Annotated in this window: 11 protein-coding genes; 9 read left to right on the top strand and 2 right to left on the bottom strand. The window is 37.7% G+C overall.

Annotated features, from left to right (window positions below; all coding sequences use genetic code 11):
* Positions 1–728 precede the first annotated feature (728 nt).
* The 4 genes from EZ456_RS24680 (at position 729) to EZ456_RS24665 (ending at position 3,312) form a co-directional block, all read left to right on the top strand.
* Complete coding sequence (locus EZ456_RS24680) at positions 729–1,043, top strand: hypothetical protein (RefSeq protein WP_131534851.1); 315 nt, start codon at positions 729–731, stop codon at positions 1,041–1,043.
* A gap of 78 nt (positions 1,044–1,121) precedes the next feature.
* Positions 1,122–1,433 (top strand): hypothetical protein, encoded by a 312-nt coding sequence (locus EZ456_RS24675; RefSeq protein ID WP_131534849.1) that lies wholly within the window; start codon positions 1,122–1,124, stop codon positions 1,431–1,433.
* 163 nt (positions 1,434–1,596) lie between these two features.
* Positions 1,597–1,911, top strand: coding sequence for a hypothetical protein (locus tag EZ456_RS24670; protein WP_131534847.1), 315 nt, complete (start codon positions 1,597–1,599; stop codon positions 1,909–1,911).
* 69 nt (positions 1,912–1,980) lie between these two features.
* Complete coding sequence (locus EZ456_RS24665) at positions 1,981–3,312, top strand: sigma-54-dependent transcriptional regulator (protein ID WP_131534845.1); 1,332 nt, start codon at positions 1,981–1,983, stop codon at positions 3,310–3,312.
* Here EZ456_RS24665 and EZ456_RS24660 read toward each other — a convergent pair whose 3' ends face one another.
* Positions 3,313–5,790 (bottom strand): hybrid sensor histidine kinase/response regulator, encoded by a 2,478-nt coding sequence (locus tag EZ456_RS24660; RefSeq protein ID WP_131534843.1) that lies wholly within the window; start codon positions 5,788–5,790, stop codon positions 3,313–3,315.
* A 140-nt stretch (positions 5,791–5,930) separates the two neighbouring features.
* Between EZ456_RS24660 and EZ456_RS24655 the strand changes: the two genes are divergently transcribed.
* Together EZ456_RS24655 and EZ456_RS24650 are read left to right on the top strand one after the other, a co-directional pair.
* Entirely contained in the window at positions 5,931–6,620 is a 690-nt protein-coding gene (locus EZ456_RS24655) for a helix-turn-helix transcriptional regulator (RefSeq protein ID WP_131534841.1), read from the top strand.
* Positions 6,621–6,692: 72 nt separating this feature from the next.
* Positions 6,693–7,253: a DinB family protein gene (locus EZ456_RS24650; protein ID WP_131534839.1), complete on the top strand. Its 561-nt coding sequence runs from the start codon at positions 6,693–6,695 to the stop codon at positions 7,251–7,253.
* A gap of 88 nt (positions 7,254–7,341) precedes the next feature.
* Here EZ456_RS24650 and EZ456_RS25465 read toward each other — a convergent pair whose 3' ends face one another.
* Complete coding sequence (locus EZ456_RS25465; RefSeq protein ID WP_205945172.1) at positions 7,342–7,500, bottom strand: hypothetical protein; 159 nt, start codon at positions 7,498–7,500, stop codon at positions 7,342–7,344.
* Between the two features lie 16 nt (positions 7,501–7,516).
* On the opposite strand from EZ456_RS25465, the gene EZ456_RS24645 reads away from it, so the two are divergent.
* From EZ456_RS24645 to rlmN, 3 genes are all read left to right on the top strand, one after another.
* Positions 7,517–8,038 (top strand): NADPH-dependent FMN reductase, encoded by a 522-nt coding sequence (locus tag EZ456_RS24645; protein WP_131534837.1) that lies wholly within the window; start codon positions 7,517–7,519, stop codon positions 8,036–8,038.
* A gap of 27 nt (positions 8,039–8,065) precedes the next feature.
* Entirely contained in the window at positions 8,066–9,040 is a 975-nt protein-coding gene (gene rluF, locus EZ456_RS24640; protein ID WP_131534835.1) for a 23S rRNA pseudouridine(2604) synthase RluF, read from the top strand.
* 89 nt (positions 9,041–9,129) lie between these two features.
* Entirely contained in the window at positions 9,130–10,185 is a 1,056-nt protein-coding gene (gene rlmN / locus EZ456_RS24635) for a 23S rRNA (adenine(2503)-C(2))-methyltransferase RlmN (RefSeq protein WP_131534833.1), read from the top strand.
* Positions 10,186–10,575: the final 390 nt, after the last annotated feature.

Genomic DNA, 10,575 nt, shown 5'->3' with positions numbered 1-10,575 from the left:
TCATGGATATGACAGGGCGAACTCCTATGGCCTGGAAAGCATGAAAATGCAAGGTGCACTTGCGATATTCGTGGTTAATCTTAAAAGAATCCTCAAATTCTAAAAAAAGGATAATAATCCAAAGAATCTTCTGGGAAAAACTAACAATGTGCTCCAGTTCTCAATGTCGAACGTAAAGTTCGCTATCAAATAAGAAAAATGAAATGCCTCAAAAAAGAAAGCGGATGAAAAACTCTTAAGAGCTATTCATCCGCTTTTCTGTTTGAAGACCATTTTATGTCTACTTTTTCAGTGCCCTCAGCTGAGCTAAGGAGGCTTTCAATCGGGCTGCAATGATAGAAAAAATCTTCTTTTTTAAAAATTGAAAATTATTTTTTTGGGTGCTGTCAGATGTTGCCATCTGACAACTAGTTAATTCCAAGAATATTGCAATTCCAAAAATCTAGAATCCATCAGATGGTAACATCTGACGGCACAAGGACCGAACCCTTTCTATCATTTACAGGCATTGAGCTACTTAACTAATGAGCTAAGATGTTATTTAGTCAGAAATAACTGCAAAACCTGTAGTCATTCACCCCAAAGTGTGGAGAAACTCTACAGCACCAAAACTTTGGCACGCACACAAACACCTGCAAAACAACGAATTAAACAAAAACAAGGGTTTGGCATCATTGTGAAACACTAGCAAGTATTGTTACACAAATTAAATTTTTAAAATATATACTATGAAAAAGTTCGTTTTAGCAGCAACAGTATTAGCATTAGCAGGATTCTCAGCAGTACAAGCAAGTGAAGTAAAAGATTTTAAAACTAATGCAATCATTGCAGTTCAAGATAGCGCAGTTAAAACTCCAGTTAAATTGGAAGAACTTCCTGAGCCAGTAACAACAGCATTAAAATCTGATGCTTATAAAGGATGGACAGCAACTGAGGCTTTCTCTGTTAAAGAAGGTACTAAAGAATATTATTTAATCAACGTTAAAAAAGAAGCTGAAACCAGTTCAGTTAAAATTGACAAAGACGGGAAACCAGTTCAATAAATAAAATTGGTTAACGCTCCATAATTAACGAGTATTTAATGTAACGCGAGTTACAAACCATATTTAAAACAGAATATCATGAAAAAGATCATTTTAGCCGCTACTTTAGCATTCGCAGGATTCACAGCAGTTCAAGCAAGTGAAATTAATACAATCAAAAATGCAGCAATCGTTGCAGTTCAAGATAGTGCAGTAAAAACTCCAGTTAAATTGGAAGAACTTCCTGCCCCAGTAACAACAGCCTTAAAATCTGATGCTTACAAAGGATGGACCGCAACTGAAGCTTTCTCTGTTAAAGAGGGTACTAAAGAGTATTATTTAATCAATGTTAAAAAAGAAGCAGAATCTGGTTCAGTTAAAATCGACAAAGACGGTAAACCAGTTCAATAATCTCAAATAAATACGCCGCACAGGCATAATCAATATAAGCGTGGCCTTCGGGCTGCGCATAAACTAAAAATATAAATACCATGAAACCGTCATGATTTTCAGAATCACACAGTAATGATTAAATCATGGCAGTTCATCACAAATAAAAACAAAATTTAAACAGATGAAAAAATTAATTTTATCAGCTGCGTTCTTAGCTTTTGCAGGATTCTCAGCAGTACAGGCAAGTGAAGTTAATACAATCAAAAATGCTGCAATTGTTGCAGTTCAAGATAGCGCAGTAAAAACTCCCGTTAAATTGGAAGAGCTTCCTGAGCCGGTAGCAACAGCATTAAAATCTGATGCTTACAAAGGATGGACAGCTACAGAAGCTTGGTCTGTTAAAGAAGGAACAAAAGAATACTACTTAATCAATGTTAAAAAAGAAGCAGAAACTGGTTCGGTTAAAATTGATAAAGACGGTAAGCCAGTACAATAAAACCCAAATAATTACATCTACCTATTACAAGAAAGCCGGATTATGTCCGGCTTTTCTTATTTTTGTTACATGGCGAGAATCCTGATCTTAGAAGACGATACCACATTTGCTCAATTACTTGAAGGTTTTTTAACAAAAAACGGTCATGAAATTACCCTTGTAACCCAGGTAAAGCAATCTTTTAAGCAAGTTGAAAACAATGAATTCGACTTACTTTTAATCGATTACCGTCTTCCAGATGGGACAGGTCTTGAAGTGCTTACCCACATCCGTGATCTGGGCCTGTTTATACCTGCAATCATTATGACCAGTTTTAATGATGTACGGACTGCGGTTAGATCTATTCAATTGGGTGCTTTTGATTACATTACCAAACCAGTTAATCCAGATGAGTTACTGATGGTGATCAAAAATTCTTTAGCTAAAAAGGATTTAAAAAGTGTTGAACCAAAAGAAACAAACAGTGATTTTATAAAAGGGAAAAGTGCGATTGCAGATAAACTGTATGAACATATCAATTTGGTAGCCCCAACTGACATGTCGGTAATTATACAAGGCGAAAGCGGTACGGGAAAAGAATTTGCTGCCAGAACCCTGCACCAGCAGAGTAAACGTGCCGATAAACCTTTCGTTGCAATAGATTGCGGTGCATTATCGAAAGATTTAGCTGCCAGCGAATTATTCGGGCATGTAAAAGGTGCTTTTACAGGTGCGTTAAACGACAAAAAAGGTCAGTTTGAGGCTGCAAACGGAGGAACTTTGTTTTTAGATGAGGTTGGCAACCTGAGTTACGAAGTACAAATTAAATTACTCAGAGCATTACAAGAAAGGGTAATCCAGCCTTTGGGCAGTACCAAACAAATTCCTGTTAATGTTCGCATCATTACGGCTACGAATGATGATCTGGCCAATAGTATGCAACAAGGAGATTTTAGAGAAGATTTATATCATCGTTTAAATGAGTTTAAAATCCAGCTCCCGCCGTTGAGAGATAGAGGTGGCGATTTAGAACTGTTTATCAACCACTTTGTACAGCTATCAAACCGCGATTTAGAGCGGAATGTTAAAAGCGTTTCTAATGAGGCAAAATCACTTTTGCTTAGTTACGATTGGCCAGGAAATTTGCGCGAACTTAGCAATGTGATTAAACGTATGGTTTTACTAAGCCCTGGTGATATTGCCCAGATTAGCGCATTACCTGATGAAATGATGATTTCTGTCCATCACCAATCAGCGCCAGGTAATTCATCCGACCTGAAAGCTGTGAATGAACAGAATGAAAAAGTGCTGATTACTGAAACGTTGATTAAAGTGAGGCATAACAAATCAAAAGCGGCGAAGATTTTAAACATCGACCGTAAAACGCTTTACGCTAAAATGGAACGATACGGCATAGAATAATTACTCGGCATTAGCGTAGTCGATTTCTTCCATAAATGCAATTAATCTATCCAGTTTTCTAATCTGTAATAAAACTTCAGATTTAATATTTTGAGTTAAGCCTTTTTCGGCAATTTCTATTTCCAGCATCCGGAATGCGTTTGCCAAAGTTTTCGAACCCATTTGCGCCGTCCGTCCGGCAAGTCGGTGAACCAATAACCTCGTCTGATCTGTGTCGTTATCGATTAAATGTTTTTTCAGCGCTGCAGCATCATCTATAGAATCCTGTTTAAAACGATTCAATATTTTCTCCAACATTTGCTGGTCACCAAAGGTCATTTTCTCAATAGAAGAAAAATCCAGTTCAGGCTGCTCGGTTAAAATTTCGGCTCTATCAAATATAGAAAGGATATCTACAGCTCTAAACGGTTTCATAATTAGCCCATCAAAACCCTCACTCAAAACCATTTCGCGTTCTTCGGGTAAAACCTGCGCAGTAATGGCGTAAAACTTAATATGCCCAGGGAGTTTCTTTTTTAATAAATGGCAAAGCTCGAAACCTGTCATTTCGGGCATACGCATATCAACCAATATGTATTTTAAATCTGGTTCAGGTGCTGCGTGCAAGATATCAGCCACCTGGGTAAAACTTCTAAATGGGATTTCGTTTTTCTGAAAAATCATTCCACATAAATCGAGAATAAGTTTATCATCATCAATTACCCAAACTGTGCCTGGGTTTACAATCGCATAATGTTCTAAATCTAAAGTATCGTTTACACGCTCGGTAGTATTTTCATATTTCATGTAAATATTAAATGTGGTACCCACGCCCGGTTTACTTTTCACATAAATTCTTCCACCTTGTGTTTCGATCAAAGATTTAACAATGGGGAGCCCCAAACCTGTACCGGCCTGGTTGATAATATATTTCTCTGGAGATTCTATCTGCTCAAATTCATTAAATATTTTAGGAATATCTTTTTCTTCAAACCCTATCCCGGTATCTTTTATCGTAAAATGGAAATGCAGATCCTCTCCTTGTTTTTTATACGAAACTGATAAGCTAATTTCACCTTTCAGGGTAAACTTTACAGCGTTACCCAACAAATTAAATAATATCTGCTTTAACCTAAATGCATCGCCTTTTACAAATTCAAGTTGGGCAAGATCAAGTTTTGCGTTTAATTGCAGCGATTTCTGTTCTGCCAATGGCCGCATTACCGAAACAACTTCATCCAATGCCTTCCCGATATTAAATACCTGGTTATTAAAACTAAATTCACCCGAAATAATCCGGTTATAATCTAATACCTCGTTCACAATCTGAAGTAAATGAATGGATGACTGATAAATGGCATCTATATCTTTCTTATTGGGCACATCCTGCTGGGTAATCAGTTCGGCATAACCTAAAATAGACTGCAACGGTGTTCTGATCTCATGGCTCATGTTAGATAAGAACCGTTGCTTCGCTTTACCATGGTATTCTGCTTCATCTTTAGCAAGCTCTAATGCTCTTCTATATCTGTTGCTTTTTGTAATATCTGCCAAAATTAAATACAGCAGAATAACCGTTAATAGAAAAAAGATAATGATGATGGTTGTGATCTGTGTAATTCCATCATTTACCACTTCTTTGGCCTGGATACCGTTTAAATCTACCTGGGCCACCGCTTGGCCCTCAACCTCTCTTAAAATCTGCAGCATTTGAGCAGTTAAAGCATTACTGGCATTTGATAAATCTGCTTCACGTTTTAAAAATTTCTGGCTTTTCTGACGTTGCTCCAGTTCGATGTTTTTTAACGAACCGGTCATGCTCTTCATAATGCTGTCTTCAGCCTTGGCGTTTAAAGTATCGCGCTTTACTTTAAACTCTTCATTAATAATTTTATATACTTCAGATTTTTTCTTTCCAAAAAGCTTGGTAAAAAAATTTCGTGATTTCTTCTCTTCTTCAGGCGCAACTGTAGTGGTCGATGTGGTTGTTTCTGTTGTTAAAACGGCACTATCTGTTTGTCTTGCCCTTATGGCAACCAGTTCATTTAATTTCTGAACCTCATCAGAGAACGATTTGGTATTCACCAATGTTTCTCTCACCTTTAAGTAATTGACAAATTGCTTATCCCGATCGGTTAGCAGATTCTTGATCGACTTTATCCTCGCCAGCTGAGCAGAATCGCCTCTGTACAATTTACGTAAGGTATCTAAACTGGCCCTTAACTTACGAGATTCTTTAAGAAAACTATAGGTACCTTGTTTATTGAAAGCCTCATCTCTTTGTAACTGATCTAACCGTGCAATCTTATGCGAAAGATCATTTACAATCCTTAAACGGTCGTTCGGGGCTGAAATTTCTTCAACAGTATCAAGCATTCTTGTAAAAGCAAACTTGCTGATACCCCACGCCAATAACAAAGCAAAACAGGCAAATAAAAAACCTATAATTACTTTACTTTTTATTGCCCGGAAGAAACGCTTTTGGATAACAGCAGCCATTTAATTCAGATTATATACGTTAAACCAGTATTATAACGGTTTAACCTGTAGAATTGATATGTGTTTATCTTTTACAAATAACGTACCACAAGAAAAATTGATTAAAAAACTTTATTTTTAATTGCCTAAAAAAACAGACTATGAACCGTATCGACCGACTTTTCGGAATCTTAACCCTGCTTCAATCCAGAAAATACATTACCGCTGAAAAAATTGCGGAAAGGTTTGACATGAGCGTTCGTACGGTTTATCGAGATATTAAAGCATTAGCGGAACAAGGTATACCAGTAAGTTTTGAGCAGCATAAAGGCTATTATTTAGTCCAGGGCTATTTCCTGCCACCGGTTTCTTTTAATATGGACGAAGCCAATGCACTTCTACTGGTTGAAAGTTTAGTGAATGGATTTGCCGATAATTCTATTCGCACCCATTATTCTACGGCGTTGACAAAGGTAAAAGCCGTATTAAAAACGGGTCAAAAAGAAAAGCTCGAAACTTTAAATCAGCATATTAAATTGCAGATTCCCGAAAGGTTAAATTTTAACTTCGAATACTTGTCACTTATTCAGCATGCCATAGCCGAAAAACACCTGATAGAACTTGATTATAAAAACAATAAAGAGGAAGTGAGCAGGCGAGAAGTAGAGCCAATTGGCTTGATTTTCTATGCTTTTAGCTGGCATTTAATTGCCTGGTGTCATTACCGGAATGAATATCGTGATTTTAACCTCACCCGCATTATCTGCCTTAAAAACCTCGGTATTCCTTTCAAAAAAACGCAGCACATGCCACTGAGTGAATACATGCACCTGCTCCCTGTAAATTATTAAAATAATATTTTTCACGCTGCCATAGGGTTGTCAGTGGGCTGTATTTTCTTTGTGTAAACAAACATCAACATCATGAGTATAGCCGATTTATTACTAATGGATTTAAACACCGCAGAAAAAACAAAACAGAAAAATATGGACATTATTAAATTATTATTGAAAGAGTTAGCAGCCGAATTTAATACCACAAAAAAATTCCTGGCTATTGTACCGGTAGATAAATTTGACTGGGCACCACACGAAAAAAGCATGAAAATGAAATCGCTTGCGGTTCATATTGCCGATCTGCCGAGTTGGGTTTCATTGGCTTTAACTACTGATGGGCTTGATTTCGAGACAGCACCTTATGTAGAACAAGCTGTAGAAAATGCCGATGACCTGGTTAAAATTTTGGAAGAAAATTATGCCAAAGGAAAAATGGAATTGGAAAAAGCTACAGAAGAAAATTTGAATGGGCGTTGGGTATTGAGTATGGGCAAACAGGTTCTGGCCGACTACTCTAAATATGAAACCATCCGCCACTCTTTAAGCCAAACCACTCACCACCGGGCACAACTGGGCGTTTATTTAAGGCTATTGAATATTCCAATTCCCGGAAGTTATGGCCCAAGTGCCGATGACCAGAGCTTTTAGTTTAAAAAGATGATCGTCATTCTCGTGCAGGCGGGAATCTTAAAGCTTATTGCATTGCGATTCCAATAAAGTTAAAAATGACACCAGTCTAAATGGTTTTCGCAGCTTCAATGTGTTCCTGAATATAACTAATCGGGAATGAGCTATTATTATAATTCAAATAGGCTATTGGAATCTGGTGCATTTCAATAGCCCCGTTTCGAAATGACGATTGAATTACCTCATCCGCTTTGCGGTATATCTCCACTTTGTTAATTTTAGCAATGAAAAAAATATTGACAATCTCTGGAAGCACGAAAGCAGTATCAACAAATGCACTTTACATAACTGCCATCTCCAGGCTTTTGGGCAGAGACTTCGAGGCAATAAACTTTTCATCCATTGCGGATATTCCACATTTCAATCCTGATTTAGACCAGGAAAACCCACCAAAGGCTATCGAAGAGCTTCGGTTAGTCCTCCAAAAAGCAGATGGCATCATCATCTCTACACCAGAATATGCCATGGGTTTACCAGGTTCATTAAAAAACCTACTCGATTGGACCGTAAGTTCAGCATCATTTTCTGGGAAACCTGTTTTAGCACTCGTTGCCTCAACTCAAGGCGAAAAGGCCTATCAATCCATCATCGATATTTTAACCGTAATTGAAGCGAGGGTATCGCCTCAGCTTATCTCATTTGCAAAAGCGAAGATCAATAATGAGGCGGCGATTACGGATGATGAAACCTTAGCCGCACTTAAAAGCACTGTCGATTCATTTGTTGCGATTATGAAGAATGGATAACACGATTTATTTCCGTAAAATTGCAGCATGAATAATAACTCTGCCACCCGTTTAAATAAATTCATCAGCGAAAGTGGATTATGTTCACGCCGTGAAGCAGACCGTTATATCGAAAAGGGTACAGTTTTCATCAACGGAAAAAGAGCTAAAGTAGGAGATCAGGTTTTTGCAGGCGATAAAGTGATGGTTAACGGCCATAATATCGAACCTAAAGAAGAAAGTAATTTTATCCTCTTGGCCTTTAATAAGCCTGTTGGCATTACCAGTACTACCGAGGGCAGCGTACGCGATAATATTGTAGATTATGTAAACCATAGTGAAAGGATATTTCCAATTGGTCGATTGGATAAAGATTCATCAGGTCTGATCTTCCTGACCAACAACGGCGATATCGTCAACAAAATCTTAAGGGCAGGAAATAAGCATGAAAAGGAATATATGGTAACGGTTAACAAACCTATTACCGAAGACTTTATTTTCGAGATGAGTAATGGAGTTCCAATTTTAGGGGTAAATACACGTAAATGTAAGGTACGTCAAATCAGCACCTTTGTATTCAATATTATCTTAATCCAGGGTTTAAACAGGCAGATCCGTAGAATGTGCGAGCATTTTGGTTATGAAGTGACTAAACTAGAGCGTACACGCATCATGAATATCAATTTAAAAGGTATTCCGACAGGAGAATTTAGAGAGCTTACAGAAGATGAGATGCAGAGCATCACCAAGAGCGTTGAAAACTCATCATCAGAGGCTAAAGCCAAACCCAAAAGCGCTAAGAAAAAAGCAAATGCATGGGAAGAAATCCCTGAACTTAGAGAAGAACAACCAAAAAAACATTTCAAGCCGGCTAAACCTGCGCAAAAATCAGCCGGTAAAAAGTCTTTTGGGCATTCATCGCCTAAGCCCAGTCATCATAAAAGTAGTTCTTCAAATAGAAATGCTCGGCCAGCAAAAGGTAAATCTGCAGGTAAATCAACCGCTAAACAACGGGGAAGATAAGCTAATGAATTGTAAAATTCTGAATTACAGGAATTTGCTTTAGGCTTTAACCTTTCAGCTTAAAAGCTTTTTAAGTACCTTTGCAACAAATGGTAACAGCAAAAAAAACCGATATCCGTGCATTAGATCTACCTCAATTGCAGCAACACCTTGTAGCGATGCAACAGCCTGCATTTAGAGCTAAGCAAATTTACCAGTGGCTTTGGGAAAAATCGGCAACGAATTTCGAGCAGATGAGTAATCTTTCTAAAGATCTGCGTAAAGCACTTGATGAAACTTTTGCCATTAATGCTGTTCAGGTTAACAATTCTCAGTTCAGTAACGACCATACCATTAAAAATACTTTCAGGTTAGCAGATGGTAATATTGTAGAAGGGGTTTTAATTCCTTTAGAAGACCGTATGACAGCCTGTGTAAGTTCACAGGTAGGCTGCAGTTTAACCTGTAAATTCTGTGCTACGGGCTATATGGACCGTAAGCGTAATTTAAACGCTGATGAGATTTATGACCAGGTAGTATTGATCGATAAGCAGGCTAAACAGAACTATAACAATCCCCTTACCAATATCGTGTATATGGGCATGGGAGAGCCGCTGTTGAATTATGCCAATGTGTTGAAGTCAATTGAGCGTATTACAGCTCCTGACGGCTTAAACATGAGCTATAAACGCATTACTGTTTCTACTGCCGGTATTGCTAAAATGATTAAGAAATTAGGCGATGACGGTGCAAAATTTAATTTAGCACTTTCGCTTCATGCTGCTGATGATAAAAAGCGTAATGAGATCATGCCGATCAATGAGGCCAACTCTTTAAAAGCATTGGCTGATGCACTTAAATACTATTTCGCTAAAACCAAAAATCCGGTAACTTACGAATACATTGTTTTCAATCATTTTAACGATGAAATTTCTGATGCTATGGATTTAGCCAAATTCTGTAAACATATTCCTTGCAAGGTAAACCTCATTGAATATAACCCTATTTCTTTCGCCGATTTCACTAATGCCGAAGGAGATAAGATCGATGCATTTTCTAACTATCTAAAAAGTCAGGGCATTAATACTAACATCCGCCGTAGCCGTGGTAAAGATATTGATGCTGCTTGTGGCCAGCTAGCGGTTAAAGAAGAAGCTAACGCTTAATTCTATCATTTAATATTCCAATTCGATAAAGTATAATCTTTTCAGGTAGTGTTTTTTTGGAGCGCAATAGTTATAATAGGTAGCTTGGGTCCCGTCCTGCTGTCCGTTTTACTTCGCCAATGAAGAATTGGCTCCGTGCCCACTTCCATCAGGGCTATGTGGTCTAGTCCTGTATCTAGAAACTTAACTTTTCTTAACTGCTTAATGGTAGAAATAACCGCTATTACAATTCCCTTTACCATTAAGGGATTCAGGACATTAAGAAGAATATATCCAGTCCCTTAATTTTTCTTAACTGCTTAATGGTAAGCAAACAAAGAATAGGCCAAACAGAATGCTTATAAACCAAGAAAACCCTTGAGCATTCCTGCTGAAGGGTTTCTTTTAAGA

Source organism: Pedobacter psychrodurus (assembly GCF_004331735.1).
Classification (GTDB): Bacteria; Bacteroidota; Bacteroidia; order Sphingobacteriales; family Sphingobacteriaceae; genus Pedobacter; species Pedobacter psychrodurus.
This window is presented reverse-complemented; position numbering and strand designations above follow the sequence as displayed.

Excerpts from the sequence above, each read along its gene's own strand:
- EZ456_RS24650 (WP_131534839.1), top strand. The coding sequence starts at position 6,693 with ATGAGTATAGCCGATTTATTACTAATGGATTTAAACACCGCAGAAAAA.
- EZ456_RS24660 (WP_131534843.1), bottom strand. The coding sequence starts at position 5,790 with ATGGCTGCTGTTATCCAAAAGCGTTTCTTCCGGGCAATAAAAAGTAAA.
- EZ456_RS24645 (WP_131534837.1), top strand. The coding sequence starts at position 7,517 with ATGAAAAAAATATTGACAATCTCTGGAAGCACGAAAGCAGTATCAACA.
- rluF (WP_131534835.1), top strand. The coding sequence starts at position 8,066 with ATGAATAATAACTCTGCCACCCGTTTAAATAAATTCATCAGCGAAAGT.
- EZ456_RS24670 (WP_131534847.1), top strand. The coding sequence starts at position 1,597 with ATGAAAAAATTAATTTTATCAGCTGCGTTCTTAGCTTTTGCAGGATTC.
- EZ456_RS24675 (WP_131534849.1), top strand. The coding sequence starts at position 1,122 with ATGAAAAAGATCATTTTAGCCGCTACTTTAGCATTCGCAGGATTCACA.
- EZ456_RS24665 (WP_131534845.1), top strand. The coding sequence starts at position 1,981 with ATGGCGAGAATCCTGATCTTAGAAGACGATACCACATTTGCTCAATTA.
- EZ456_RS24680 (WP_131534851.1), top strand. The coding sequence starts at position 729 with ATGAAAAAGTTCGTTTTAGCAGCAACAGTATTAGCATTAGCAGGATTC.
- EZ456_RS24655 (WP_131534841.1), top strand. The coding sequence starts at position 5,931 with ATGAACCGTATCGACCGACTTTTCGGAATCTTAACCCTGCTTCAATCC.
- rlmN (WP_131534833.1), top strand. The coding sequence starts at position 9,130 with ATGGTAACAGCAAAAAAAACCGATATCCGTGCATTAGATCTACCTCAA.